The sequence below is a fragment of the Streptomyces sp. NBC_00461 genome (assembly GCF_036013935.1).
GTDB lineage: Bacteria > Actinomycetota > Actinomycetes > Streptomycetales > Streptomycetaceae > Streptomyces.
On the sequence record NZ_CP107902.1, the window covers coordinates 3,100,442 to 3,124,886 of the forward strand.

Sequence of the window (24,445 nt, forward strand, 5' to 3'; positions counted from 1 at the left end):
CCAGCCTGGTCCGCGCGCCGCCCCGGCACATCGTGCCCATGGATGCACCCGCGCTGCCTCCGCAGCAGGAGCGGACCCGGTCTGCGCTACTCCCGGGGGAGGAGGGCACCCCTAGGCCCCCGGCCCGTCGGCCCCCGATCCCTGGCCCCAGGCGGGCTTGAACCAGTCCGGGTCGGCCCAGCGTCCGCGAACGGCCAGGTCCGGGCGGTAGCCGGGGTTCCGTTCCCTGCGCAGCCGTACGCTCGCGTGGAGCACCGCCGACGGAGGTACCGGGCGCGAGCGCCGGCCCGCGAGGATCCACAGGGGGCCGTTGTGGTGGATGGTGGCGTCGGCGAAGGACTCGGAGACCGCGGTCTCCTCGGCGTAGGCGCCCGGGCGGAAGTCCAGGTCGTCGCGGACGCCGTCGGTGATCCACTTGAGGCTGATCGTGGAGAGCAGCGGCGCGCCCGGGACGTGGTCGAAGGTCCCGCCGACGTCGCAGTGCACACCGGCGAACCACACCTCCTCCGCGGTGCTCCGGTCCGTGTCGGGCTCGGGGGCGCGCGGCCTGACCAGGAACTCGCGGTACGGCCGCCGTTTCTCGTCGAGGGACACGGCGTGCCGGATGCGGGCGGCGTTGGGCAGCGAGTGGGTGTAGGGCCAGCGCAGGTCGCCCAGCCGGAGCAGGCCGGCCGCCTTCACGGTGTCCCAGACGCCCAGGTAGGCGACCGGGAGGGCGTGGTGCGAGACCTGCCGGGGGTCGTTGCGCTTCACCTGCGCCCACAGCGGCTCGTGCTCGGTGCGCCGGCAGAAGGCGTGCGAGAAGCGCGCGACCTCCTGCTCGCTCTCGTCGATGTCCTGGTTGAAGGCGTATTTGGCCACGGCGTACGGCACGAGGTTCTCCGCACCCAGGCGCATCAGCCCCGGCTTGTTGAGCATCCCGACCAGCGCGCGGGCCGTGTAGGCGCCGCGGCTGAACCCGAAGACGTACACCGCGTCCCCTGGCTGCCAGTGCTGCATGAGGAAGGTGTACGCCTCGGCGAGGTTGGCTTTGAGGCCCGTACCGAAGGCGAGGCCGCCCAGCCGGGAGAGCCGCCGCCCCAGGGGGCCGCGCGCGGTGGCCGCCGACATGGTGCCGACCCCGGGGTCGTAGTAGAGCAGCTGGCTCGACGGATCGTCCGGCTCCAGCATCTCGTACAGCCGGACCACGTTCGTCGGGTTGCGGGCGCCCACCTGGTTGCCGGTTCCGTCCAGGCAGACGACGATCCTGCGCGGCATGACCGCTGCCCGCCTAACCGGTCCGGCGGGTGGCGCCGTGCCCGCCGCGGGCCCGCGGCCGGCCGGACGCGGAGCGCGCCCCGGGCGCTATCTGCTGGTGGAACGCCTCCAGCGCCATGGGGCTGTCCGGCGGCAGTACGGCCATCTGACGGCGCCGTTGCGCCTTGGCCAGAGCGTCTCCCGCCGGTGTGCCGTGCCGGGCGTGGATGATGCGCAGATGTCCGTCGCCGGAACCGCGGGCGGCCACCGGCGCGACACCGGCGTGGGTGCCGTCGGGCAGGGTCACCCACAGGTTGAAGTCGTCGTACCGGATGTAGTCCGCGCCTTTGACGGGCCACGGGTAGTGGTGCTCGCCGGCGGCCTTGGGCAGGATCCCCTGGTGGTTGCCGGTGGTGAGCGGCACGCACGCGTTGAACAGCGAGTCGGTCCAGGCCGCGACGCCCTTGGCGTCGGTGATGGGGGTCTCCAGCAGCTTCCGGGCCCGCTTGTAGCCGAGGGCGTCCAGGGCGGGAAGGGTGTCCGGGAAGGCGGCGACGAGGTCGGCGGCCTCCTGCCGCAGCCGGTCGACCTTCGCGGGGTCGGCGCAGAACTGCATGCTCCACTCGATGCCCACCCGGGCCCGGTACATCCGCCAGCCACCGCTCGTCTTCACCCAGAGGCTGCCGCCGTGGTGCATCTCGTACGGACCCGGTCCGTACGGCAGCTCGGTCCTGCCCATCTCCCGGAGGATCTTGTGCGTGACGTCCTTCGCGGCGCGGAACTGCGCGGACTCGGCGCGGTCCGGATGCCTGACGAGCTGTATCTCCCAGGGGTGGTCCTCCCGTTCGGTCTTGCCGAAGGTGAGGGCCGGAGGTTTCGTCGCCGTAGCGGCTCGGTCGTTGGCCATGGCCGGCCTCCTCTGTCGACCGCGGCCCCGGACGCCCGGCGCGTCACGGGCCCCGCTGTTCTCATCGTCCTCCCACGGCCCGGTTCTCGCTCTGCGTAACACCTGCCCCTTTCAACGATCGTTCTTGGCCGATAAACGATCGTTGACAGGGGCGGGCGATGGGCGAGCGGCGGGAGTTCCCCTAGGCTGCGAGCCGCACCACGCCACAGCTGTCGACCACCCGCTCAGGGAGCACACGGTGGAGCCACCCACGCACCTCCCCGAGACTCTTCGGCGTCTCGACGTCCTCGCCGAACAGCAGGGCCTGACCCGGTCGGATCTGCTCGACCCACGGGAACTGGCGGCCGGTACGGCCCTGCCGGAGAGCACTGTGCGCACCCTGCTGAGGGGCGGCGCCGCCCCCGCCGACAAGGTCAACGACCGGGTCCGCGCCCGCCTGAAGACCCTCGCGGACGCCCATCTGGCGCGTACCGGCGGCCGTATGTCGGATCTGGCCGCCGATATCCGTGCCCGGCTGGGCGTCTCCGACTACTGGGCGCGCCAGGTGTGCGCCGGCCAGAAGGTGCCCAGCATCGAATTCCTGCACGGGCTGGTGGAGTTCTTCGGCGTCGAGGGAGGCGAGGCGTTCTTCACCGCACCGGCCGCCGACGCCCTCGACCGCGTACTGCGGCCCGTCGCAGGGAAGTTGGAGGGGCCGGCCGAACAGCCTGATCCCGTACGCGCTCTGATGGATCGTTACGGTGTGCGGGCCACGGACCTGCGGCGGCACGGCGCGATGACGCCGGAGCAGCTGGACCGGCTCCTGGAGGGTGTCATCAGGTCGGCGGTCCCCCAGGCGGCCGGGGAAGGGGACGGTCCGCGATGACCACCAAGGCGATGAAGTCGCTGCTCGCCGCCCTGGGCCGGGAGGCGTCGCGCTCGCTGCGGCGGCCGGCCGAACCCCGGGCCGTGATGGAGGAGTTCTGCCGGGCGATGAGCGTCCGCGTCGAGCGGCCGATCCAGTTGCTGTTCCGGGCGTTCCCGCCGGAGATCCCGGTGTCGGGCATGCGCCTGGACTGCGGCGACCGGTCCATCATCGTGGTGGAGGAGGGCACCGTCCCTGAGGCCCAACTGGTCATCCTGGGCCATGAGTTGTGGCACGAGGAGCAGGGCTCCTGCGGCCACCACGCGGTGGGCGCCACGGTGGCCCGTGCCCTCACGGGCGACCGGACGCCCGAGGCGCTGCTGCGGGCCGCGCGGCAGGTCCTCGCCTCCGAGGAGGTCCCCCGCGAGGTGTGCCACACGGTGGCGGCCCGGTCCGCCTGCGACGACGACCACGAGGTGGACGCGGAGACGTTCGGCCTGCTGTTCGCCCGCGAGGTGCGCACCTGGATGAAGGGCCGTTACGCCCGGGGTCCGGTCTCGCCGGCCACGGTCGAGGGCCGTATCAACCTGTCGCTCGGCAACCGCGGCGGACGCCTCCTGTGATGGACCCGCACTTCCACATCCCCTACGCGGTGCCCACCGCACTGCTGGCGGCGGCGCTCCTCGTCAAGCTGCCGACGTTCGTCCGTGCCTGGCGCGACCCCGACGTACGGGCCACCACGGTGCTGCTGACCTGCGCCACGGCCGTCCTCGTCGTCATCACACCCGTCAACATCGAGCGGCTCAACAAGCTGACGGGTGTGCCCAACATCGCCTCGCCCTGGGCCTATTCGTTCCTCACGGCGTTCTGCGCCACCGGCCTGACGATGATCATCCGCTGGCGTGAGGAGCCCTCCGAGCGCCGCCGCCGCAGGATGCGCCGTATCTACTGGATCTACGCCGGCGTGGTCGTCGCCCTCTGGGGGACGTTCCTGCTCGCGGACGCGCCCGAGCCGCGCATCTACGACCTGGACACCTACTACGCCGGCACCCCGTGGATGCGGGAGCACATCCTGCTCTACCTCACCGCGCACATGGTGTCGTCCCTGGTCGCCGCCTCCATGCTCTGGAAGTGGTTCCCTGAGGTCGAAGACCGCTGGCTGAAGTCGGGGGTCGTGCTGCTGCAGCTCGGCTTCGCGTCGGGCCTGCTCTTCGACGCGGCGAAGCTGACGGCGATCGGCGCCCGCTGGTCGGGCGCCGACTGGGACGCCCTCAGTACCCGCGCCGCCCCGCCGTTCGCGCTCATGGAGGCGGCCCTGGTGGCACTCGGGTTCCTGGTGCCGCAGGTGGGGCCGTTCCTGCAGAAGTGGGTCCGCGACCGGCGCGAGCACCGGCGGTTGCGGCCACTGTGGCGGGCGGTGCACGTCCTGGGGGCATCGGCCGCGCCGGCCCGCCTCGGCTTCTGGGCGCCGCTGGATCTGCGCCTGATGCAGCGCCGCCAGCGCATCCACGACGCCCTGCGCCTGCTCAACCCGCACTTCGACCACGGCCTCTACCAACAGGCCTACCAGGACGCGCTGTTCGCCCACGACGAGGAGCGGGCACGAGGGATGGCCGGCGCCGTCGCGGTCCTCGCCGCGCTCGACGCCCGGCAGGCGGGAGCCCCGCCCGCGGCGGGCGCCGGGTCCGGGCCCACCGGCGCCCATGTCACCGGTGACATCGAGTCCGTCTCACGGGCGCTGCGTCGCCCGCACCCCGTCGACGCCCTTCGCCGACGGCTGACCAGCACAGAAAGCACGATCACACATGCCTGAAAGACTCGCCTCCCGCCGGCCGCGTGCCGTCGTCGTCGGCGGCAGCGTCGCCGGCCTGTTCGCCGCGGCCGCGCTCGCCGAGTTCGCCGACGTCACGATCGTCGAGCGGGACACGCTCCCCGAGGGGCCCGAGCCGCGGCGCGGCGTTCCCCAGGCCCGGCACGCGCACCTCGTGTGGAGCGGCGGAGTCAAGGCGTTCGACGAGCTGCTGCCCGGCGTCGTCGAGGAGCTCGTCGAGAAGGGCGCCCGACTGGTCCACATCATGGGCGACATGGTCTCCCGGGCCCCCAACGAGATCTGGTTCCGCCGTTTCACGGCCACCCACCACCGCAACCTGGTGTGCTCGCGCGATCTGCTCGACGCGGTGATACGCGCCCGCGTCCTCGCCGACGACCGCGTGACGCTCCGTCAGAACACCACCGCGCTGGCCCTGGAGGGCGACGCCGCGCGCGTCACCGGTGTCCGGGTCCGCTCCGGCGACGGGGACCTCACCCTCTCCGCCGAGCTCGTCGTGGACGCCTCCGGCCGCGGCTCCCACGCCCCGGGCTGGCTCACGGACCTCGGCCTGCCGCAGGTCACCGAGCGCGAGGTGAACGCCGGCGTCGTCTACGCCACCCGCCTCTACCGCGCCCCGGGCAGCACCGCCGACGCCGCCTTCCCGATCGTCAACGTGCAGGCCAACCCGGCGAACGCGCCCGGCCGCGGCGGCATCATCCTCCCCGTCGAGGAGGGCCGCTGGATCGTCACCCTCTCCGGCACCCACGGCGGCGAACCCACCGCCGACGCCGACGCGTTCGCGGACTTCGCCCTGTCCCTCGGCGACCCCGTCATCGGCGGACTGATCAAGGACGCCGAGCCGCTCGGCGGGGTGACCACCACCCGCTCCACCGCCAACCGCCGCCGCTACTACGAGAAACTCCCGCACTGGCCGGAGGGCTTCACGGTCCTCGGCGACGCGGTCGCCGGCTACAACCCGGTCTACGGCCACGGCCTCACCGTCGCCGCCCAGTGCGCCCTCACCCTCCGCACCGTCCTGCGCTCCGCCTCCCTCACCGCGCCCGGCACCGCCCGCCGCCTCCAACGCGCCGCCGCCCGCCCGGTCGCCGCCGCCTGGGACCTGGCCGTGGGCCAGGACGCGTTCTACCCCGGCGCCACGGACACGCCTCCCACCGCCGTGGAACGCTTCCTCGCCCGCTTCGTCGACCGCGCGGTCGCCACCGGGGCCCGCCACCCGCGCGCACTCGGCGCCCTCCTCGACGTCATGAGCCTGGAGAAGCCCGCGATCCGCCTCTTCTCGCCCGACATGCTGATCCCGATGCTCTTCGGCCCGCGGAAGCCGCACCTCCAGGACCCGCCCCTGACGGACGCGGAACGCGCCACGGCCGCCTCCTCCTGACGTTCACGCACGGGCGGGCGCCCCTGAGGACAAGGAGCCCGCTCGGGTCACAAGGTTGGGGTGACGAGGCGCCCCGATGTCGAACCGGTTGGCGTGAAGGGAACGTAGGAGTTGGCCGTGGGGTGTCAATACCTCTCGCACCCCTTCCGAAACATCGCGGAAACCTGGACGCGCGCAATCGTGGCACCCGGCCAACGGATGCCGGAGGTATTGACGCGTCCCGCTTCCCCCCTCTAGCGTCTGCCCGACTTTACGAACGCCGTTCGATTTTTCGGACAACTCGCCCCGCTGGACAGGGAATCGGCTGCGCAGGCTTCCCCCGGCCAAGGACCTCGACGACACACCGCACCGATCACCTCCGCACCATGACCGCCCCACCCGGACGACGACCGTGACGTGCCCTTCCACGTCTCGCCGCAGCCGCGTTCGTCCCGCCACAACAAGACCGAGCCGCCCTCTTCCCCACCCTCACCCCCCCAACTCCACCGCGCCCCTCGTCCCCCGATGGTGGCTTGCGAAGGACGACAGGAGACGTACATGTCCGCGCTGCGCGCACGGCTGTCGGCGATATTCCTCGCCGCGTGCCTCCTCTTCACCGGTCAGGCCCTGACCACACCGCAACAGGCGGCCGCCGCCGATCCCGGCTACCTGATGGTGCACTTCACCGGGGACGGGGCGACCGGCCAGCAGACCTACTTCTCGCACAGCACCGACGGCCTGAACTGGCGTGACCTCAACGGCGGCGGCATGGCCCTGCGCTCCACGGTCGGCACGAAGGGCGTGCGGGACCAGGCACTGGTGCGCTCCCCCGACGGGAGCAAGTACTGGATCATCGCGACCGACCTGTGCATCGGCTGCGGGCAGAACTGGGACCAGGCCGTGAACAACGCCAGCCGCAACATCGTGGTGTGGGAGTCGACCGACCTGGTCAACTGGTCGCAGCCGTGGCTGCTCAACGTCGCCGGCGCGATCCCCGACGGACGCAACGCCTGGGCGCCCGAAGCGATCTGGGACCCCGAGACCAACGACTACGTCCTGTACTGGGCGACGAACGCCACCCTCAACGGCGTACTCAAGCACCGCATCTACTACGCCCGCACCACCGACTTCCACACCATCACGACCCCGCAGGTGTACATCGACCGCCCCGGCACCCAGAACATCATCGACACCCAGATCGTCGGGGTACCGGCCGGAGTCGGCAACTACCGCTACGTACGCGCCTCCGGCGACGGCCAGATCACCCTCGAAGGCAGCAACTCGATCCTCGGCACCTGGACCAAGCTCGGCGACCTCTCCGGCATCGGCCTGACCGGCTCGCAGGTCGAAGGCCCGATGTGGATGAAGGCCAACGGCCGCAACGAGTGGGGCCTCTATCTGGACCAGTACGCCTCAGGAGGCGGCTACATGCCGGTCCTGACGACCGACCCGTCCAACCCCGCGGCCTACCGGAAGCAGGCGTCGGGAAGCTACGACATGGGCGGCACGAAGAAGCGCCACGGCTGGATCCTGAACCTGACGGCCGCCGAGGAGAGCCGTGTGCTCGCCCGCTGGCCCAACACCCCGGCCCAGCGGCTCCAGTCGTACAACTTCCAGGACCGGTACGTCCGGCACACCAACTTCGACGTGCGCATCGACCCGAACGTCAGCCCCGCCGACGACGCCCAGTTCCGGATGCGGCCCGGCCTGGCGGGCACCGGCACCGTCTCCTTCGAATCGACCAACTTCCCCGGCTACTTCCTGCGCCACTTCGACTACGACTTCCAGCTCGTCCACAACGACGGCACCAGCCAGTTCGCCCAGGACGCCACGTTCCGCAAGGTCGCCGGACTCGCCGACGCCAACTGGTCGTCGTTCCAGTCCTACAACCACCCCGACCGCTACATCCGCCACTACGCCTACGAGCTACGGCTCGACCCGATCACCACCGCGACCGAACGCAGTGACGCCACCTTCCGCGTGACGAGCTGACCCGTCCCCGCTTCACAGCGGTCTGCCTGCTGTGGTGCGAAGGAGTCCGTCCGTCACCGGCTCCAACCGGCCCCCACGACTGCTACTTCATGGTTCCGGGACGGACGGTGAAGTAGGTCCACCCACTCTGCGCCCCGCCGGTCTGCGCGCCCTTGGCCGGCGGGGCGTAGAGACCGCGGACGCGGTAGCGGTCGTTGCTCGTGAAGAGCTTCAGAGCGCGGCCGTAGCCGTACCAGCCGTCGGAGTACAAGGGCACGCACTTCTGCGAGGTGGCCTGGTGCCAGGCTCCCGAGGAGTACTGCTCGACGTACACCGACGTGCAGCCTCCGGCCTGTCGGGGACTGACCTGGAGGTTGAAGGCCATGTTGACTTCGGACTTGTAGAAGACCTGGTAGGTGGTGGATCCGATGCGGGTGGTCTCCAGCGGATCCTGCAGCTGCGTCCGGACCGTCGGCGTGAGGGTCGCGCCGGTGGTCACGGTGCGCGGTGCGTAGCGGTAGTCACCCGCGAAGGCCGCGCTGAAGACGGTGTTGCGGGTGATTTTGTACGACGCGACGAGGTTCCCGTGCGCGTCGACCTTGCCACTCTTGAGCACCGTCCGCGACGCACCCGCGGGCTGCGCGTACAGCGTCACGAGCCGGGAGTTGTACGTGGCCCCCAGGTGCGCGGTGACCTTGGCGGTCGCGCCGGAGTGGTACGACTTCGCGTCGGTCGTCACACTCAGGCCCGGGGTGACCCGGGACACCTGCACCGTCGCCGACCGGGTGACCGGGAGGTAGGACGTGCCGCCGTCGTAGGTGAAGGAATAGGTGTTCGCGCCGCCGGTCTGCGGGGTGTCGTGGAGGGCGAAGGTGCCGTCGGCAGCGACGGGCACGGTGCCCACCGAGTAGCCCGAGGGGTGCGCCAGATCGGTCTTGACGACGTGCACCGCACCGGTCTTCACCTGCGCGTGCGGCCAGCCGAGCCGCCCGGTGACCGTCAGCGGCGCGGCCCGGCCCCCGGTGTCCGGAGCGGTCAGCGTCATGGTGGGCGCGTACTTCGCGACGGGGACGTCGAAGGTCTGGACGGCCGGACCGTAGTGGCCGCCGCCCGAGTAGTCGACACGGAAGCTCAGGCGGCCGGTGAGGGGAGCGGTGCCGGCGACGTTGTAGGAGCCGAAGAAGTCGACCGGCGCGCGTGCCGGGGTGGCCGTCGGGTCCGGGACGAGCACGCCGTCCGGATCGGCGTCGTCGTAACGCGTGATCCGTACCGTGCCCGGGATCATGGGTTCCCCGGCTCCGAGGCTGAGGGGCGAGTCGAAGCCCGCCCGGAACGCATACGTCTCGCCGGGCGCGAGCGGGGTTGTGGTCGAGCTTCCCAGGAGCCTGACCCACGCGGTTTCGGGGTTACGGGCCGTCTGGAGTGTCGGTGTTCCGCCGGCGGCGTCGACGGTCACGGCGTAGAGCCGGCTGCCGTCCGGCGCCCAGGCGAGGCCGCGTGCGGCCAGGCGCATCGGAGACTCGATCTCGTACAGCTTGTAGTAGCCCTCGCCCGTTTCCGGGAATGCTTCGAACCCGTAGTTGCAGCCGCAGCCGGCGAGGGTGCCGTCCGGGGCCACGGCGACAGCCCTGGCGGCCAGCGGCCCGGCGAACCGCCCGTCCACCGCCAGGTCCGCGACGCGGTACCGGTTGCTGCTCGCGCGCAGCCAGGACGAGACCGCCAGGTGCTGTCCGTCCGCCGTGACCGCGAAGTCGGTCAGGTCGGGGACGGGCAGCGACTTCGCCGCCCGCCGGGTCAGCGCACCGTCCTCGGCCGAGTACGTCACGAAGGCGGAGGTGTCACCCGTCTGCACGGCGGCCGCGAGGACACCGGAGGGCGTCGGGGTCGTCGCCAGCGTCGGTGGGGCCGCCCAACTGCCCGGATCCCGGCCGAGGTTGACCGTACCGGCGGCGTCGACGGAACCGATGCCGCCGGCGCCCGCCGTGCCGTACCCGAACCAGAGGGTGCCTCCGGCGACGGCCGGCGAGTCCGGGTGGGTGCCCGCGCCCGTGCCGTAACGCGCCGACTCGGTCAGGTTCGCCGTACTGATCGCCGCGATCGCGTCCTGGTCGGGGAGCGCCGCATACAGCACGGATCCGTCGGCGGAGAGGGCCAGACCGGTGGCACCCGGCTCCCCACTGATCGTCGTCGGGTTCCCGCCGTCGAGGTCGGTGACGAGAATCCCGTCCGTTCCCGCTCCACCGCTGATGTACAGATGTCCGTGCGGGGCGTCCACGACCAGGTCCGCGAAGTGAGCGATCGGCAGCGCCGTACCCGACGCCGCGTACGAGTCGGCCACGCCGGGACCGACGACGGCCGCGGCCGTCATCCCCAGCAGCAGCGCCCCGGCGACCGACGCGGCGACCAACGGCGAGAATCGCGCCGACTTCATGAAAGGCCCCCCACACTAAACCTTCACGATCAATGGGGCGCAAGCTAACACGGGGCCGCCGCGCGCCGACGGGGAGGGCGGTCGGACCGGTCGGAGGTCGGACCGAGGGAGCCCACGGAGGTGCCTGCGGCTCGGCTCGGGACGGAGCCTTCACGGCCGTTCTCACAGCCGCAGGCGCGGGGCAGCGGCCGCCTAGATGTGGAGCAGTCGCTGAGTGATCTCCCGGTACTGCCTCATCGCGAGCCGGAGTTCGTCGGACTGCGCGTCGGGATCCCGGTCCTGCCAGCCTGCCCGCAGGTCACGCCGTCGTTCCGCGAGGGCGTTCACGAGCTGGGCGGTGGCTTCGTCATAGGCGCTCTCGGCCTCTTCCAGCGCGTCGAGCGGGGTGTCGGCGAAGGTGTTGAGGGCGTGCCGGAGGCGCTGGACGATCTTGTCCCGTTCGTCCGACGGGAGCAGCGGCTCCGGGCTCGGGCTGCGGCGCGCGGCCGGGCCCGGGGTCTGGCCCGCGGACTGCCGGGCACGTGTCTGGTCATACATCATCGGGGTCCGCTTCCGTTGCGCCTGAAAACGCCTCTGGCCTTCTCGACGGCCTGTTTCATGGTTCCGGAGACCCGGTCGATCCTGCCGTGGCGTTGCAGTCGCCTGTTACGGGTGACCCGGCCGACCTCTTCCGTGATCCTGCCCTTCATTGTCTGCGCCTGGTTCCTGATGCTCCGTGCAACGGTCATGGTCGGCCTAGCTGTTGTCCGGTGGGTGGTTTCCAGCGGGGCTGGGCGAGGCGGGCCGCCTCGTCATGGCCGGGGCGGTGATTCGGATGGCCACATCTCCGCCGCCAGCCGGCCGGGCCGTCCCGCGTCGGTGCCGATGCCGGTATCGATGCCGGTGCCGGTGTCGGTGTCGGTGTCGGTGCCGTACAGGGTGGAGGGGTCGTCGGTCTGTTCCGCCGCCATGAGAGCGGTCGCGGTCGACTGCGGGGCGGTGCTCGCGCCTGCGGCGGCCATCAGCCGGGCGGCCGAGGGGGCGGTGGTCTCCGGGGGAATCACCAGGAGGTCCCAGCGGCCCGACGTTCCGGACAGCAGAAGGATCTTGTGCGGGTCCAGCTCCGAGGTGAACCAACCGACCTTCACCACATGGCCGTTGACGAAGATCCTTTGCGGGAGGTTAGGCCAGTAGCGGGCGTTGACGGCGATACGGGTGATCCGCCCCCACAGCGGGTCCAGTACGTCGGCCAGCGCGGGGAGTTCGTCGCTCAGGTCACGTGAGCGGGGCCACCAGGCGCCGTCCAGCTCCACCTGTCCCGGGGAGAGGCTCACGGGTTTGAGGGCGAGGCGCGCGGTCGGCACCCTGAAGGGCGCGGCCCGCAGCGCCGGATGGTCGGTGATCGCGGACATCATGCGAACCCGTCCCCAGACCTCTGCGCGTGGGCAGTTGTCCGGTGTCGTCGCTCACCAGGAACGACACCGGGATCGGGGCCCGGTGCACGAAGTGCTCCCGATGACTTCACGCTACTCCCCGCAGAGGCCGAACGGGCCGCTCCCGAAGATCTCCAGCCAGGATCGCGAAGGTTCTGCCGCGCTGGTGGTGTCCATGGTGAGCCGGACACGGGTCCCTCCTGTTCCACCGGTGAGCTTCCCGACTGTTGTGGGCCGTGGCCGCGGACTGGCGTGAAACCGGGAGTACCGTGAAACGAGGAAGCCACTCCGTTTCTCCCGCAGACAGGCGAGTGCCATGCCCGACTCCGGTTCCCCGCGTGTGAGCAGGCTCCTGCCGGACGCCGTCCACCAGGTGGCGAAACCCGGGACGGCTGTCGTACGGCTGGAGACGACTCACGACCGCCGGGGCGTTCTCGACGGGGCGTGGTGGCCGTGCTCCCGTGACATCGCAGCCGAACTTCCCGCCCTGATCGCCGCACTGACGGAGCACCTCGGGCCGGTCACGCGCGTCGGCCTGGACGCAGGGGCCTGGGACGCGCTGCCGACGCGACTGCTCATCGGCGACCACGTCGTCCACATCGACTCCTTCCCGGTCGGCGACGACACCATCCTCGTCACCCGGGGTGATCAGGACCATTTCTCCCTCCTCGTGGTCCCGCCGCACGCGACGCCCGAGGCGGCCCGCGCCGCGATGGCCAAAGCCGTCCGCGCCGACAACATCACGCAGGCGGAACAGATCCTCATCGACACCGGCACCGACCGGGCAGCGCCGAAGACCTGACAACGGTCCGCCACGGCTGCCGTCGGACCAGGCCGGTGCCGGTGCCGGGATGACCGTGCTCTCGAAGGCGTTTCGTCGACGGGGGTGCGATGCCGCCGGCGAATGGGCGCGGCTGTTACACAGGCGGGAGTACCGTGGCGAGGAGGAGCAATTTCCGTATGCCGGAACTCGGACCGGCCCCGATGGTCGTCCGTTCGGCGACAGCCGGCACAACCTCCACCACGCGGACCCCACCAGCGCCCGCCGCGCCTGACATCAACCACTCGTCCATGCACGGCAGTTGGCAGGAGTCCTCATGACCACCGCACAGCAACCCCGGCTTCCCTCCCATCCCCTCCTCCGCCTGCGCCTGGCACCTCATGGCCGTATGCCCCGGCCCATCGACGGAGCGTGGTGGCCCCGTTCGTACGACCTGCTTGCCGAACTCCCCCGGCTGCTCGCGGGGCTGCCGCGCGCGTGGGGGCACATCACCAGCGTCACGGTCAACGGGACGACCTGGTCCTCGATGCCCGGCCGGATGCTCGTCTCCAACCAGGTCGTACAGCTGCACAGCTCCCTCACGGCATCCGCCGCGCACACCATCGTCCTGCTCGCGCCCGGCCGGGGGCGCTGGGACCTGCTGGTCGTGCCGCCGGACACCACCGAGGAGTCCGCGGAACCGCTCATGGCGGCCGCGGCGGACGGTCAGGCGTGACACGGCGACGACCAGGATCAGCAGGGCGCTGCCGGCCAGGGCGCTGACCACGGCGGTCGCATTCCCACGGAAGTCGCACTTCCACGGCAGTCGCATTTCCACGGCGCGCTGCTGAATCCGACGGTTCCAGGAAAGGACGCGTGGGGCTGTTGCCCCGTTGACCGTCCGGTCCGTTCGGCTTGCCCGGGGAGTACGCTGAAATCACCGAGGATATTCCGCACACCGGCTTTCGTGCCGTGTCGTTTTCGGCGATCGAATACGCCGGGCCGACCACGGTCGGCTCGGGGCAGGGTCCGCGTCATGACCGCGATCATTTCCCTCCCGCCGACAGCCGAAGCCGAAGACCGTTCCTCCTCGCCCCCGCTCCGTCTGTCGCTGGCTCCCCTCGGTCCCCCGCCGGCTCTGCTGGACGGCGCCTGGTGGCCCCGCTCCCGCGATCTGGCGGCGGAACTCCCCTCTCTGACCGCCGTACTGGACCCGCTGTGGGGGCGGATCACCCGGGTCACGGTGAATCCCACCCACTGGCCGGTCGTCCCGCACAAGGTTCCCGTCGCCGGGCATGTGGTGAAGGTGGGCTGGTTCCTGGCCGAGCAGGACCCGCACGAACTGATGTTGCTCTCCTACCGCATGGGCCGCTGGAACCTCCTGGTGGTCCCGCCGACGACGCCTCCCGTCACAGCCGCCTGGCTGATGGCCGCCGCCAGCGACCCGCTCGGCACGTCGACCGCGAGTTGGTTGATGGAGGAGGCGGCGCGTCTGCGGACGGTGTCCGAGACCGACCGGGCCGTGGAAGCGGCCTGGGACTCCGAAGGCGGACACGCGGCCGGCGATCCGGCCGCACGTCCGCGGATCCCGGCCGTGACCGCCCCGCTGCCGTATCAGCCGATGGGGAGGTGAGGGCCGTGGAGACATTCGTGGTGGTGCTCGTGATCCTCGCGATGATCGCTGTCGGGGCGTTCCTCATCCACCTGCTCAACGCACAGCACGGCGACCGCATCGCCGCCTTCCACTACGGCCGTTTCGGGATGGCTGCCCCGGGACCGGATTCGTCGGTTCCCCGCAGGAAGCGCGGCCGGGCGCGGAAGGCGCCCCGCCGCGCGGCGACTCGGCACGGCGGGCCGCAGGACGGCTGAACGCCGGATGCCCCGCCGCCACGGCCGCGCCGCTACAGCCGTGGCGCCGCCCGGGTCTCCTCCTGGGTGTCCCGGGTCTCCTCCTGGGCGTGCGGGTACTGCGCGGTGCGGTGCTGGAAGGCGAGCACCTTCGGGTTCTGGACGACGCCCCGACGGATCTCGATGGCGTGCCGGATCGTGTCGTCGGCGTCCCAGCCGTCGGCGCCCCGGAGCACGACGTCCAGATACGGCAGGAGCGCCTCGCTGTTCTCCCAGGTCGCGGAGTTCCACAGGTAGGAGGGGCTGTGGTCCACCCCGTAGTACCTGACCTGGTCGCCGACGGTGAACATCGGGTCGGTGAAGGTGGTGGGCCGGGCCCAGTCGAAACCCATGCCCTCGTCGCAGGAGACGTCGATGACCAGGGTGCCCGGGGCCAGCTTGGGCAGGTCCTCGTCTATCAGGAACATCAGTGGCGCGTCGGTGTCCTGGAGCACGCAGTTGACGATGATGTCGTGCCCGGCGAGGAAGTCGGCCAGCGGCATCGGCCCGTCCTCGGTGAGGGCGACACTGCGTCGCGGGTCGAGGGTGTCGTCGGCCTTGTCGTGGTCGAAGTGGACGATCCGCGCGGAGTGGATGGGCGAGCTGACGGCGGTGACGCCACGCGCGGTGAGCACGTCGACGTCGTGCACGCCCAGGGCGCTGAGCGCGGTCACCGCGCCGCGGGCGGTCGCACCGAAGCCGATGACGACCGCGCGCTGCCGCCGCCCGTAGTCGCCTGTCACGCCGGTCAGCTGCATGGCGTGCAGGACCGAGGAGTACCCGGCCAGTTCGTTGTTCTTGTGGAAGACGTGCAGGTTGAAGGCGCCGCTGCGGGTCCAGTGGTTCATCGCTTCGAAGGCGATCAGGGTCAGCCGCCGGTCGATGGCGATCTGGGTGACCTTCTCGTCCTGGACGCAGTGCGGCCAGCCCCAAAGAACCTGACCCTCGCGCAGTTCCGCAAGGTCTTGGTGGAGCGGTTTGGCCAGCAGGATGACATCGCATTCGGCGACGAGTTCCTCGCGCGAGCGGAAACCCGCGACGAGCGGGGCGAGCCGGCTGTCCGGGACGCCGAAATACTCTCCGTAGTTTTCCTGGAGGTAGACGCGCTTGCGGAGAGCGGGGTCGATGCGGTCGAAATGGGCGGGGTGAACGGGCAGACGATGCTCGTTTTCCTTGCGGGTCTGCGACATGATTCCGAGCGTGAGCTGCTGCAAAATGCCCCTTTGGTTACTTCCTGTTTAGCACACCGGGGCAGTTCTGCAGCTGGTCCGTCACCTCATTCAGCGCCACCGACCGTCCCGCCACGGCCACGGCTTCCCCTCCGGAGCAGCGGGAGGCTGTCAGGACGCGCGATCACCCCTTGTGCGCGGGGCCGGGATCGGTTCTACGGTTGAGGGGACCCCCGTCTCCCGCGGAATTCCGTATTTCCGCCTGACCCCCCTGTCAGCGCAGATGCACTCAGGAAGGCATGCGCCATGTCCACAGCATCCGACACCCCTGTCCTGGACACCCTCGCCGCCATGACGGTCGACTCGATCGAGCGATGCGGGCTGGCCCCGGACGTGCTTCTGCTGACCCGCATCGCGGCACTCGCTGCCTCGGACGCCCCGCCGATCTCCTACGCGGCCCATATCGACCCCGCCCTCAAGACCGGCATGACCGCAGAGCAGCTTCAGGACGTCCTGGTCGCCATCGCGCCCATCGTGGGCACCGCCCGCGTCATGACGGCAGCGGGCAACATCGCCACGGCACTCGGCGTCGCCATCGCCGTCGCCGATACGGAGATCAACGCCCAGGGCTGAGAGCAGACGCCCACCCGGCATCGCTGATCCACACGGCCGACCCCGCGCAGAAGGCCGGAGAGCTGCCCTTCTGTCCGGGTTTCCCGTGCCGGGCGTGCGTCCCAAGACGGCCGCAGGACCAGGACGGGAGGCGGGTCCTCGGCCGGACCCGCCGACGATCCTGGAGGCGCGGGTCGCGGCACGCATCCCTGGCCGACAGCCGGCCCGGTCTCGGGGATCACGGCCCAACTGTGCGGGGACGCACACCTGCTGAACATCTCTCTGCTCACCTCGCCGGAGCGACAGTTGATGTGCGACATCAACGACTTCGACGAGACCCTGCCGAGCCCGTGGGAGTGGGAGCGGCGAGGCAGGCCGCACACGAGAGGGCCCCGGCACGGAGCCGGAGGCCGGCCACCGCGCCCAGTGGGGCGGGGCCGATGCGTTCGGTGGCGATGGGCGTCGTAGAAAGTCCTTGTCAGGCAGCTGATGGGTTGGAGGCGGCGCGGAGGCGTGGGACCCAGCCGGGGCACTCGTGTGTCCTTGGGCTGGTCGCAGGACGGTGAGCAGGACGCCGTGGGCGGCGGTGGGGACGCCCGGCGCTCAGGGTTGCGCAGCGGGCGCCGGCCAGGTGGACGCCGATGGTCAGGCTGGTTGCGGCGGGGCTTTGGTGGTGTGCTTGGCGAGCAGGCCTGCAAGCAGCATGACGAGCAGAGCGATTCCCATCGCACCAGCCATGGCCTGTCCTCGCTCGCCCTGGTCGCCAGGTACACCGCTCCCATCCCGCATTCTCGGATTCCACCGAGATCACCGTGAAGCGACCCGCAGGTCCCGGTCAAAGAGGCCGCGTCCGCCAGTCATACGGCGGAGCGGAACCATCACTCTGCGAGCATCTTCCGCGCCAGGCCCAGGGGCCAGGACCAAAGAGCCGTCTACCTGGGCCCGGCTGCCCGCTCATCTCAAGGCCTGTGGTCGGCACGCAGGGCGCCCACCCTCCTGGGCGACATCAAGGACCGGCCGGGGCGGAAACCACAGCCCGTCCTCCACGCCACAGGCAGCAGCCGACGTAGTCCAACCCATCGCCGACGCACCAGACGCGCCGGCTCTGCGCCGCCTCCGCTACCTGCCCGGTACCCGACCCGCCGTGCATTGATGACAGACCCATGCCGCTACAGCGCGCGAACGGGAAACCGATCAACCCCCAGGGCCCGTCGGCGCAGGCACCTCAACGCCGCCCCGGTCCCTGCTTGGTCCCTCAACCTTTCTTCCCAGCGTCAGGCAGCGCGCCCCGGAAGCCGGTGACAACCGTGACCGACCAATCCACCGCAGGTCAGAAGGGGTCGGGGCCTTCCGAGCGACGCGGCGTGCGAGCGGTACCCGCTTGAGCAGGGCGGGCAGGTGTCCCGGATCGAGACGCGTGAGCTGATCTACACCAATCCCAAGGGCACGGCCATGCGGCGCGTGATCCGCCCGGGGAACGATCGGTGCTCGCAGTTGGTCGCGCAGTTGGGCACGCCTGGATCGCCCGCCACCGGGCTACGGCCTTGACGAGCAGCCAGACCTGTACGCGCGTGATCAGGCTGCCTGCCGAGTTCACCGACGACTGTCTGGCGGCCCGGGGGCTGGACGCGGCCCAAGCACGGCTGGAGGAAGCGGTCATCGACCTGAGGGAAGTTCGGTGATGCTGAGGGCGAAGTCCAAGTTCCCCACCCCGTGGTTGGCGAGGCCCACCGTGACCACGCCCGCTCCTTCCAGCCAGTGCGCCATTTTCAGGCCGCCGACGTCCAGCGGGCGCAGCCCGAGGCTCTCGATGAACGCCTCCACACTTGCCTTGGCCTGCGCGTTGTCGCCGGCGATGAAGACGTCGGGCCGCCCCTTCTCCAGGACTTGACGAAAGATGGTGTTGAACGCCTTCACCACGCTGGCGCCGGCCGGGGCCGCCTTGGCGACTTCCTGCGCGATCGAGGTCTCCTCGCGGTGGGCCAGACCGTCGAACGTGGAGTTGAAGGGATTGCTGATGTCGACGATGACCTTGCCCGCGAGTGCGTCTCCGTACTGGGCGACGACCGGCACGACACCGTCGTACAAGAGGGCCACGATGACGATGTCCCCGGCCGGGGCGGTGCCCCATTCTCCGGTCGTGGCACCGTCGCCGAGAGCCTTGGCCAGGTCAGCGGCCTTGGACTGATCGCGGCCCATGACCTCGACGGTGTTACCGCCCGCTATTGCCCGCGCGCCGATGGTGCGGGCCATGTTTCCGGTGCCGATGATGCTGATGTTGCTCATGAGATGTCCTGTCCTGGTGGTGGGTTGTTCGGTTCAGATGGCGGTGGTGCCGCCGTCGGCGACGAGTTCCATGCCGTTGACGTAGCTGGAGTCGTCGGAGGCGAGGAAGAGGGCGGCGGTGGCGATTTCGTCGGGGCGGCCCATCTGGCCGCGGGGGATGAGGGACTCGAACTGGCGCTTGGTGGCCTCGTCGAAGAGTTCTTCCTGCATGGCGGTGGCGACCTGGCCGGGGGTCAGGACGTTGACGCGGATGCGGCGGTCCTTGAGCTCGTTGAGCCAGATGCGGGCCCAGGCCTGCTGGACGGCCTTGCTGCCGGCGTAGACGCTCCAGCCGGGGAAGGCGCCGAGGGAGGCGTTGGAGCCGGTCATGAGGATGGAGCCGCCGTCGTTGAAGAGCGGGAGGGCCTTCTGGACGGTGAACAGGGTGCCGCGGGCGTTGAGCCCGAACCAGGTGTCGAACTGGGCCTCGGTGATCTCGCCGAGCGGGGCGGGCTCGCCGCCGCCGGCGCTGGCCCACAGCACGTCGAGGCTGCCCTTCTCCCTCTTGACGGTGTCGTACAGGCGGTCCAGGTCGTCCAGGTCGGCGGCGTCGCCCTGGACGCCGGTGACGTTGCGGCCGATCTGCTTCACGGCCTCGTCCAGGGCGTCCTGGCGGCGGCCGGTGATGAAGACGTGCGCTCCCTCGTCGACGAACAGCTTCGCGCCGGCCAGCGCCATGCCGGTGGTGCCGCCGGTGATGACCGCAACCTTGCCGTCAAGCTTTCCCATGGTCGCTCCCTTGGGTCGGTGGTGCCGTGCGCACCTGGGACGACGGTGTTATGTACACCGCCCTGTGTACGTACCGTACGGGGTGGGCGGCCGGGGCGCAAACTATGTACACCGGTCGTTACCCGGCCGGGGTACCATGGAGCCATGACGGAGTTGGAGAAGGGCCCCACGGGCCGCCGCCGCGGCCGGGGCGCCCGCGAGCGCATCCTCGGCGCGTCCCAGCAGCTGTTCCGCGAGCAGGGCATCAACCGCACCGGCATGGACCAGCTCTGCGCGGCGGCCGAGGTGTCCAAGCGCACGGCCTACCAGCACTTCGCCGGCAAGGACGAACTAGTCGCCGAGTACCTGCGCCGGTTCGACCCCTCCGTTCTGTCCGATGTGTTCGACCGCACCGACCTCACGCCCCGCGAACGGCTCCTCGCCGCCTTCGACATCCCCCCCACCACTCCCCTGTGCCCCTACATCGGCGCCGCCGTCGAACTCCACGACCCCCAGCACCCCGCATCCCAGTACGCACGCGACTACAAGAGGGCCGTCGCCGCGCGGCTCGCCGACGCCGCCCGCGAAGCCGGCGCCGCCGACCCCGAACAACTCGGCGAGCAACTCGCGCTGCTCCTCGATGGCGCCGCGGCCCGCACCCGGGTCCTCAACGCCGACGCCTTCCCCACCGCCGCCGCCATCGCCGCCGTCCTCATCGACAACGCCATCCCCGCCACAGCCGGCGATGACCGGCGACGGGAGGAAGCGCCAAGCTGACTTGGCACTACACGGCCGGGCTGGACGCGCTGCAGGTCGCGCGGCTGCACCCGCTGGTACGCGACACCAGCCGCATGGCACCTGGCCCGGACCTGCCGACTTTTACGGAACTGGCCGCCCGCCTACTGAAGGCCGCAGCAGAAGCCGCCAGGGAGAGCGGCGACCCCCGAAGGCTTCAGGAGTTCGTGGGCCGTCATCCCGGTCCAGGGCGCTGACGCACCGCCGGTTCGAACAGACGGCTGATCACATAAGTCCGTACGCGGTGGCGCATGAACTCGTACGCAGCTGGGACGTTCTGAAGATGCGGGTGGCCCGCCGGCGTCGCCGGCGGGCCACCCGCTTCTTCAGAACCTCTACGAGCCGGAGACTTGCCCTTCCCCTCACCCACTCCACCGCGGCGCTCTCCTCGCGGGGCAGCACGGCGTTGACTTCTGGACAGAGCCACCTGAACCATTCACGCTGATCATCAGTGAGCGGCCCATCTCGGCCACGCCAGCCCGAAACGAAGGCCAACAGGCGGGCAGCCAACACGGTGCCTCGGGGCTCCCTCAGACAACTGCCGGCCGAAGAACGGAACCGGCTCAGAGGTCAGCCGCAACAGCACAACTCCGTCAGGCGATTTCACTCTCCGGCGCACGATGAGGGGGGCAGCCGAACTGCTCAAGCGTGCCTTGCGACGACATCGCCTCCAAGCTGCCACATCTCGTGGTTCCCACATTCTGCCGTGATCTCGGCCGTCGACTGAGCCGCAGTGACGAAGTCATCGACCACCGGCGAGGTGTGCGATGCCGCCACCGCGAGGCACACCTGGTCGGGCACCAGATCCGGGATGGGGACATAGACGACGTCCGGATGCGAGTAGAACACGGACGCCGAACGGGCCAGGAAGGAGATGCCCCGGCCGGCCGCGACGTGCTCGAGCGTCTCGTCCACCCCGCGCACCGGGTACCCGGCATTGGGGAGCGGGCGCTTGGTGGGCTGCGTGCTCGGGTCACCGTGCCAGACCAGCGTTTCGCCGGCCAGGTCGGCCTCGGTGACCTCCTCCTTGCCGGCCAACCGGTGTCCGGCGGGCAGCACCGCCACCCGCGGCTCGGTGTACAGCGGTGTGACGCGTAGGCCCGCCTCGTCGATGGGCAGCCGCACATAGCCGACGTCGATGCGGCCGTCGAGCAGCATCGCAGCCTGGTCGTCCCCTTCGATCCGCTGTACGTCCACGACCACGTCCGGGTGCCGGTCCTCGAACGCACGGGCCGCCGGGATGACTGCAACGCCGGCCCGGAAACCGACCATCAGCCGCCGCTTGCCGCTGGCGGCCGCGGACACCCGACGGCGGACCGCGTGGGTTGAGGCAAGCAGCGGACCGGCGTCGGCCAGCAGTTGGCGGCCCGCATCTGTCAGCTCCACGCCGTGGCGATCCCTGGTGAACAACGAGGCGCCGAGATCCTGCTCGAGCGCGCGGATCTGCCGGCTGAGCACCGGCTGTGCGATGTGGAGCTCATCGGCGGCGCGACCGAAATGCAGTCGGTCGGCCACGGCGACGAAGTAACGCAGTTTGCGCAGATCCAGATCCAGATCCATGGAACCCCCAACCCGGTGATACCTGCAGGGTATCACCGCGGCTTCAATAGGTCTTGGACGCCACTCAGACCCGATGGCAGCATGAAAAACAGGCGCCTAAGGGCGTCGAAGTGAATTCGGCACAAGAATTCGACACTGGAATTCGACAGCAGGCCAAAACCCGGAAAGCAGGAACACCGATGAGCAGCATCAGCATTATCGGACTGGGAAACATGGCCCGTGCTTTGGCCGGCCGGGCGCTCGCCGGCGGTAATGCCGTCGAGATCATCGGCCGCGACCAGGCCAAGGCCAAGGAATTGGCCGCCACGCTCGGCGGCGCCACGGTCGGGACGGCCGGGGCCGCCCCGGCCGGGGACATCGCGATCCTCGCCACGCCTTACGCCGGCGCGGCGGCGGTGGTGAGGGAGTACGGGGACGCACTGCGCGGCAAGATCATCGTCGACATCACCAACCCCGTAGCCCCCGACCTGGAGGGTTTCGTCGTCCCCGACGACAGTTCCGGCGCACAGGAGATCGCCAAGGCGGCTCCCGCCGACGCGCATGTCGTCAAGGCGTTCAACACTGTGTTCTCCCACGTTCTGGCGGCCGGCCCGGCCGAGGACCGCCGTCTGGACGTGTTCATCGCCGGCGACGACGCGCAGGCGAAGGCACGCGTGTCGGCGTTCGTCGAGAGCCTGGGGCTGCGCCCCTGGGACACCGGGGATCTGTTCATGGCGCGGGCGCTGGAGAACGTCGGCCTGCTGGAGCTGGGCCTCATGAACCACTCCGTCAAGCACGCCAATTTCTCCCTCGGCATCACCCTTCTCGGCTGAGTGCACCCCTACCACTACCTCTCGTGCCGCATTACGCCAGTTCACTTACGGCACGAAAAGACCCTGCACCTACCCTCACAAGGACAGTTAGATGCGCGTATTCGTCGCTGGGGGGACCGGCCATTCCGGTTCATACATCATCCCCGAACTCATAGCCGCCGGGCACGAGGTCACCGGCCTGGCCCGGTCGGACGCTTCCGCGGCGGCCCTGTCCGCGCTCGGCGCGAAGGTGCGTCGCGGCGACCTCCAGGATCTCGACGGGCTCAAGGAGGCAGCCTCGGGCTCCGACGGCGTCATCCACGTCGCGCACAGGCAGGATCTGCTGCCCTCCGGCGGGCTCGACGCCGTGGCCGCTGCGGAGCTCCCGATCATGCTCGCGTACGGCGAGGCACTCGCGGGAACGGGAAAGCCGCTGGTCACGGCGGGGAGCATTGGCTCACCCGGGCAGCACCTGGGCCGGCCGGCCACCGAGGAGGACCCGGCCCTCCCCGCCGGCGAGGAGCACAAGGGCACCCTGCGGGTCCGCAACGTCGTGGAAAGGGCCGTTGTCGACCTCGCCGAGCAGGGGGTGCGGTCTTCGGTCGTGCGGATCGCCAACATCGCGCACGGCACGACCGATCGTGCCGGCTTCCTCCCCACGCTGATCGCGCTCGCGAAGGAAAAGGGGTTCGTCGGCTACCACGGCGACGGCACGAACCTGTGGAACGCCGTGCACATCCGCGATGTCGCCACCTTGTTCCGCCTGGCGCTGGAGAAGGGGCCGGCCGGCTGTTACTGGCACGCGGTCGCGGACGGCGGCATCCCGTTCCGCGACATCGCCGAGGCGATCGCCAGCCGCCTGGGCCTGCCCGCCGTGAGCGTTCCCAACGATGCCCTGATAACGCCGGGTTACTTCGGGTTCCTCACGAATATCGTCACGCAGAGCTACCCGGCGTCCAACCTCATCACCCGCCGGGCCCTCAGCTGGGAACCCGCCCGGCCCGGCCTGCTCGCCGATCTGGACAACGGCCATTACTTCCCCGCCGGCTGACGGCGGGAACCCGGATCGTAACGAGCCCGGCAACCGGCAAGTTCGGCTCTTCTGAAGGACGTTGAGATCATGACGACTGTGGGATTCATCGGAAGCGGAAGCATCGGCAGGACCCTCGCGCGACTCGCTGTCGGGGCCGGGCACCAGGTGGTGCTCAGCAACTCGCGCGGCCCCGAAACGCTCGCGGACACGGCCGAGGAACTGGGGCCGCGGGCGTCCGCGGCGACGAGCGAAGAGGCCGCAGGGGCCGGTGACATTGTCGTGGTCACGGTGCCGGTCAGCGCCTTCCCCCACGTGCCCGCCGCGCCACTGGCCGGGAAGACGGTCATCGACACCTGCAACTACGGCCCCGAGCGTGACGGGCACATCCCCGAGCTCGACAACAAGTCCCTCACCTCAAGCGAGTTGCTTCTGCGGTACGTCCCGGACGCCCTGCTCGTAAAGGCGTTCAACAACATCTTCTTCAAGCACCTGCTGTCACTCGCCCGCCCGGCAGGGGCGGCCGACCGCTCCTGCCTGCCGATCGCCGGGGACTCCGCACCGGCGAAGGCGGCGGTGACCGAATTCATCGCCTCCATCGGCTACAGCGTGGTAGACGCGGGAACGCTGGCCGACAGCTGGCGGCAGGCGACGGGCACGCCGGTGTGGGGAACACCGTACGGGTCGTACTCGAACGAGAAGGGCCAGCCGGTCGGCGAGGACGCCATCCGCGCGGCACTGGCCACCGCAACGCGGTGACCGCCATTTATCGCGGACCGTGATGTGGTCCGGCCGTGCCACGCCCCCGCCCGGGGGGGG

General features: G+C 70.3%; 23 protein-coding genes and 1 pseudogene. 15 read left to right on the forward strand and 9 right to left on the reverse strand.

From position 1 onward, the window contains the following. Positions 1 to 111: 111 nt before the first annotated feature. Complete coding sequence (locus tag OG870_RS14605; protein ID WP_266924015.1) at positions 112 to 1,257, reverse strand: DUF2235 domain-containing protein; 1,146 nt, start codon at positions 1,255 to 1,257, stop codon at positions 112 to 114. Positions 1,258 to 1,270: 13 nt separating this feature from the next. Next, positions 1,271 to 2,143 carry a DUF6424 family protein gene (locus OG870_RS14610; RefSeq protein ID WP_266513827.1) on the reverse strand — a complete coding sequence of 291 codons (873 nt, stop codon included), beginning with the start codon at positions 2,141 to 2,143 and terminating at the stop codon, positions 1,271 to 1,273. A gap of 238 nt (positions 2,144 to 2,381) precedes the next feature. Between OG870_RS14610 and OG870_RS14615 the strand changes: the two genes are divergently transcribed. The 5 genes from OG870_RS14615 (at position 2,382) to OG870_RS14635 (ending at position 8,167) form a co-directional block, all read left to right on the forward strand. Next, the gene (locus OG870_RS14615; protein WP_266584908.1) at positions 2,382 to 3,008 is read left to right on the forward strand and encodes a hypothetical protein; all 627 of its coding nucleotides are present in this window, start codon (positions 2,382 to 2,384) and stop codon (positions 3,006 to 3,008) included. Continuing rightward, complete coding sequence (locus tag OG870_RS14620; RefSeq protein WP_327690952.1) at positions 3,005 to 3,610, forward strand: toxin; 606 nt, start codon at positions 3,005 to 3,007, stop codon at positions 3,608 to 3,610. Before OG870_RS14615 ends, OG870_RS14620 begins: the two co-directional genes overlap by 4 nt. Then, positions 3,610 to 4,800, forward strand: a complete 1,191-nt coding sequence (locus OG870_RS14625; RefSeq protein ID WP_266584904.1) for an MAB_1171c family putative transporter — start codon at positions 3,610 to 3,612, stop codon at positions 4,798 to 4,800. The genes OG870_RS14620 and OG870_RS14625 overlap by 1 nt, the downstream gene beginning before the upstream one ends. Continuing rightward, the gene (locus OG870_RS14630; RefSeq protein ID WP_327690953.1) at positions 4,793 to 6,196 is read left to right on the forward strand and encodes an NAD(P)/FAD-dependent oxidoreductase; all 1,404 of its coding nucleotides are present in this window, start codon (positions 4,793 to 4,795) and stop codon (positions 6,194 to 6,196) included. Before OG870_RS14625 ends, OG870_RS14630 begins: the two co-directional genes overlap by 8 nt. 537 nt (positions 6,197 to 6,733) lie before the next feature. Beyond that, positions 6,734 to 8,167 (forward strand): glycoside hydrolase family 43 protein, encoded by a 1,434-nt coding sequence (locus tag OG870_RS14635; RefSeq protein WP_327690954.1) that lies wholly within the window; start codon positions 6,734 to 6,736, stop codon positions 8,165 to 8,167. Between the two features lie 82 nt (positions 8,168 to 8,249). On the opposite strand, the gene OG870_RS14640 is transcribed toward OG870_RS14635, so the two are convergent. The 3 genes from OG870_RS14640 to OG870_RS14650 all read right to left on the reverse strand — a co-directional run bounded on the left by OG870_RS14640 (position 8,250) and on the right by OG870_RS14650 (position 11,971). Then, on the reverse strand, positions 8,250 to 10,577 hold the full coding sequence (locus OG870_RS14640; RefSeq protein ID WP_327690955.1) for a YncE family protein: 2,328 nt from the start codon (positions 10,575 to 10,577) through the stop codon (positions 8,250 to 8,252). Between the two features lie 192 nt (positions 10,578 to 10,769). Next, positions 10,770 to 11,117 (reverse strand): hypothetical protein, encoded by a 348-nt coding sequence (locus OG870_RS14645; protein WP_327690956.1) that lies wholly within the window; start codon positions 11,115 to 11,117, stop codon positions 10,770 to 10,772. A 251-nt stretch (positions 11,118 to 11,368) separates the two neighbouring features. Then, the gene (locus tag OG870_RS14650) at positions 11,369 to 11,971 is read right to left on the reverse strand and encodes a DUF5994 family protein (protein ID WP_443063429.1); all 603 of its coding nucleotides are present in this window, start codon (positions 11,969 to 11,971) and stop codon (positions 11,369 to 11,371) included. Positions 11,972 to 12,305: 334 nt separating this feature from the next. Between OG870_RS14650 and OG870_RS14655 the strand changes: the two genes are divergently transcribed. The 4 genes from OG870_RS14655 to OG870_RS14670 all read left to right on the forward strand — a co-directional run bounded on the left by OG870_RS14655 (position 12,306) and on the right by OG870_RS14670 (position 14,618). After that, positions 12,306 to 12,791 (forward strand): DUF5994 family protein, encoded by a 486-nt coding sequence (locus tag OG870_RS14655; protein ID WP_266513846.1) that lies wholly within the window; start codon positions 12,306 to 12,308, stop codon positions 12,789 to 12,791. Positions 12,792 to 13,086: 295 nt separating this feature from the next. After that, complete coding sequence (locus OG870_RS14660) at positions 13,087 to 13,485, forward strand: DUF5994 family protein (RefSeq protein WP_266513848.1); 399 nt, start codon at positions 13,087 to 13,089, stop codon at positions 13,483 to 13,485. A 300-nt stretch (positions 13,486 to 13,785) separates the two neighbouring features. Further along, positions 13,786 to 14,382 carry a DUF5994 family protein gene (locus OG870_RS14665; protein ID WP_266513849.1) on the forward strand — a complete coding sequence of 199 codons (597 nt, stop codon included), beginning with the start codon at positions 13,786 to 13,788 and terminating at the stop codon, positions 14,380 to 14,382. A gap of 5 nt (positions 14,383 to 14,387) precedes the next feature. Next, positions 14,388 to 14,618 (forward strand): hypothetical protein, encoded by a 231-nt coding sequence (locus OG870_RS14670; protein WP_266513852.1) that lies wholly within the window; start codon positions 14,388 to 14,390, stop codon positions 14,616 to 14,618. Between the two features lie 32 nt (positions 14,619 to 14,650). Here OG870_RS14670 and OG870_RS14675 read toward each other — a convergent pair whose 3' ends face one another. Next, entirely contained in the window at positions 14,651 to 15,850 is a 1,200-nt protein-coding gene (locus tag OG870_RS14675) for a N(5)-(carboxyethyl)ornithine synthase (RefSeq protein WP_266584894.1), read from the reverse strand. Between the two features lie 261 nt (positions 15,851 to 16,111). On the opposite strand from OG870_RS14675, the gene OG870_RS14680 reads away from it, so the two are divergent. Both OG870_RS14680 and OG870_RS14685 read left to right on the forward strand, forming a co-directional pair. Next, positions 16,112 to 16,438 carry a carboxymuconolactone decarboxylase family protein gene (locus OG870_RS14680; protein ID WP_266840547.1) on the forward strand — a complete coding sequence of 109 codons (327 nt, stop codon included), beginning with the start codon at positions 16,112 to 16,114 and terminating at the stop codon, positions 16,436 to 16,438. Between the two features lie 70 nt (positions 16,439 to 16,508). Continuing rightward, a pseudogene (locus OG870_RS14685) lies at positions 16,509 to 16,780 on the forward strand (DUF2252 family protein); the annotation flags it as partial. Positions 16,781 to 18,073: 1,293 nt separating this feature from the next. On the opposite strand, the gene OG870_RS14690 reads toward OG870_RS14685, so the two are convergent. Together OG870_RS14690 and OG870_RS14695 are read right to left on the reverse strand one after the other, a co-directional pair. Further along, positions 18,074 to 18,703 (reverse strand): NADPH-dependent F420 reductase, encoded by a 630-nt coding sequence (locus OG870_RS14690; RefSeq protein WP_266584890.1) that lies wholly within the window; start codon positions 18,701 to 18,703, stop codon positions 18,074 to 18,076. Between the two features lie 33 nt (positions 18,704 to 18,736). Then, entirely contained in the window at positions 18,737 to 19,471 is a 735-nt protein-coding gene (locus OG870_RS14695) for an SDR family NAD(P)-dependent oxidoreductase (RefSeq protein WP_266584888.1), read from the reverse strand. A 144-nt stretch (positions 19,472 to 19,615) separates the two neighbouring features. On the opposite strand from OG870_RS14695, the gene OG870_RS14700 reads away from it, so the two are divergent. Beyond that, a complete protein-coding gene (locus OG870_RS14700) occupies positions 19,616 to 20,227 on the forward strand; it encodes a TetR/AcrR family transcriptional regulator (protein WP_266513860.1) in 612 nt (203 codons plus the stop codon). 660 nt (positions 20,228 to 20,887) lie between these two features. Here OG870_RS14700 and OG870_RS14705 read toward each other — a convergent pair. Next, positions 20,888 to 21,799, reverse strand: a complete 912-nt coding sequence (locus OG870_RS14705; RefSeq protein ID WP_266520238.1) for a LysR family transcriptional regulator — start codon at positions 21,797 to 21,799, stop codon at positions 20,888 to 20,890. A gap of 185 nt (positions 21,800 to 21,984) precedes the next feature. Between OG870_RS14705 and OG870_RS14710 the strand changes: the two genes are divergently transcribed. The 3 genes from OG870_RS14710 to OG870_RS14720 all read left to right on the forward strand — a co-directional run bounded on the left by OG870_RS14710 (position 21,985) and on the right by OG870_RS14720 (position 24,385). After that, a complete protein-coding gene (locus OG870_RS14710) occupies positions 21,985 to 22,617 on the forward strand; it encodes an NADPH-dependent F420 reductase (protein ID WP_266584886.1) in 633 nt (210 codons plus the stop codon). Between the two features lie 91 nt (positions 22,618 to 22,708). Further along, a complete protein-coding gene (locus OG870_RS14715) occupies positions 22,709 to 23,647 on the forward strand; it encodes an SDR family oxidoreductase (protein ID WP_266584884.1) in 939 nt (312 codons plus the stop codon). Between the two features lie 78 nt (positions 23,648 to 23,725). Then, positions 23,726 to 24,385, forward strand: a complete 660-nt coding sequence (locus tag OG870_RS14720; RefSeq protein WP_266588442.1) for an NADPH-dependent F420 reductase — start codon at positions 23,726 to 23,728, stop codon at positions 24,383 to 24,385. The last annotated feature ends 60 nt before the right edge of the window (positions 24,386 to 24,445 follow it).

What these genes read in the sequence shown, in the direction of transcription:
- OG870_RS14605 (WP_266924015.1), bottom strand. Translation starts at nt 1,257, where the DNA reads ATGCCGCGCAGGATCGTCGTCTGCCTGGACGGAACCGGCAACCAGGTG.
- OG870_RS14610 (WP_266513827.1), bottom strand. Translation starts at nt 2,143, where the DNA reads ATGGCCAACGACCGAGCCGCTACGGCGACGAAACCTCCGGCCCTCACC.
- OG870_RS14620 (WP_327690952.1), top strand. Translation starts at nt 3,005, where the DNA reads ATGACCACCAAGGCGATGAAGTCGCTGCTCGCCGCCCTGGGCCGGGAG.
- OG870_RS14625 (WP_266584904.1), top strand. Translation starts at nt 3,610, where the DNA reads ATGGACCCGCACTTCCACATCCCCTACGCGGTGCCCACCGCACTGCTG.
- OG870_RS14630 (WP_327690953.1), top strand. Translation starts at nt 4,793, where the DNA reads ATGCCTGAAAGACTCGCCTCCCGCCGGCCGCGTGCCGTCGTCGTCGGC.
- OG870_RS14635 (WP_327690954.1), top strand. Translation starts at nt 6,734, where the DNA reads ATGTCCGCGCTGCGCGCACGGCTGTCGGCGATATTCCTCGCCGCGTGC.
- OG870_RS14640 (WP_327690955.1), bottom strand. Translation starts at nt 10,577, where the DNA reads ATGAAGTCGGCGCGATTCTCGCCGTTGGTCGCCGCGTCGGTCGCCGGG.
- OG870_RS14645 (WP_327690956.1), bottom strand. Translation starts at nt 11,117, where the DNA reads ATGATGTATGACCAGACACGTGCCCGGCAGTCCGCGGGCCAGACCCCG.
- OG870_RS14650 (WP_443063429.1), bottom strand. Translation starts at nt 11,971, where the DNA reads ATGATGTCCGCGATCACCGACCATCCGGCGCTGCGGGCCGCGCCCTTC.
- OG870_RS14655 (WP_266513846.1), top strand. Translation starts at nt 12,306, where the DNA reads ATGCCCGACTCCGGTTCCCCGCGTGTGAGCAGGCTCCTGCCGGACGCC.
- OG870_RS14660 (WP_266513848.1), top strand. Translation starts at nt 13,087, where the DNA reads ATGACCACCGCACAGCAACCCCGGCTTCCCTCCCATCCCCTCCTCCGC.
- OG870_RS14665 (WP_266513849.1), top strand. Translation starts at nt 13,786, where the DNA reads ATGACCGCGATCATTTCCCTCCCGCCGACAGCCGAAGCCGAAGACCGT.
- OG870_RS14680 (WP_266840547.1), top strand. Translation starts at nt 16,112, where the DNA reads ATGTCCACAGCATCCGACACCCCTGTCCTGGACACCCTCGCCGCCATG.
- OG870_RS14690 (WP_266584890.1), bottom strand. Translation starts at nt 18,703, where the DNA reads ATGAGCAACATCAGCATCATCGGCACCGGAAACATGGCCCGCACCATC.
- OG870_RS14695 (WP_266584888.1), bottom strand. Translation starts at nt 19,471, where the DNA reads ATGGGAAAGCTTGACGGCAAGGTTGCGGTCATCACCGGCGGCACCACC.
- OG870_RS14700 (WP_266513860.1), top strand. Translation starts at nt 19,616, where the DNA reads ATGACGGAGTTGGAGAAGGGCCCCACGGGCCGCCGCCGCGGCCGGGGC.
- OG870_RS14710 (WP_266584886.1), top strand. Translation starts at nt 21,985, where the DNA reads ATGAGCAGCATCAGCATTATCGGACTGGGAAACATGGCCCGTGCTTTG.
- OG870_RS14715 (WP_266584884.1), top strand. Translation starts at nt 22,709, where the DNA reads ATGCGCGTATTCGTCGCTGGGGGGACCGGCCATTCCGGTTCATACATC.